This is a genomic window from Ellagibacter isourolithinifaciens, from assembly GCF_008831035.1.
In the GTDB taxonomy this organism is placed as follows: Bacteria; Actinomycetota; Coriobacteriia; order Coriobacteriales; family Eggerthellaceae; genus Ellagibacter; species Ellagibacter isourolithinifaciens.
Genome location: NZ_WAJR01000080.1, coordinates 1 through 513, shown reverse-complemented (window position 1 = coordinate 513; position 513 = coordinate 1). Strand labels below are relative to the sequence as shown.

General features: G+C 65.3%; 1 protein-coding gene. It reads right to left on the bottom strand.

Translation table 11 applies throughout. The features are described 5' to 3' along the window. Positions 1-513: fibronectin type III domain-containing protein (locus tag F8C90_RS10830; protein ID WP_158050502.1), on the bottom strand; the 513-nt coding region annotated here is incomplete at both ends.

Sequence of the window (513 nt, the reverse complement as noted above, 5' to 3'; positions counted from 1 at the left end):
CTCGTGGGCTCGTCGGGGGCCACCGTCACCGCATCTCCCTCGGCGTACGCCTGGGGGTCGACGGGCACCGTGCCGCCGTCGGCTCCGTTGCCGTCGTACTCGATGGCGTACATGGCCGCCCAGATAGCGTACAGCGACGAGGGACCGTACGGCATGGTGTAGTCCATGAAGCCCCAGCCGGCGGAGGCATCGGTGTTCCAACCCCTGAACTGGTAGCCCACGCGCGTCCAGTTGGCGCCCGAGGTGCCAACTGAGGTAATGTCGCTCAACGTTACGGATTGGAAGGGCCCGAACTCGCCGCCGTTCGCCGTAACGGCGTCGCTCGCCTCGTAATTGCGGTGGTAAGTGAGTGGGAAGAGCTGTGCGGGCGTTGTGGCATGGGCGGTGTTCGACCAGTCGCTCGTTTGTCCGCCTCCCGTTGCCATGAGGCGGTAGTAGTAGGTCGTGTCCGGTGAGAGGCCCGTGTCCAGATACTGCGTCTCCGAGCCCGGCACTATGCCCACGAGTACGTAC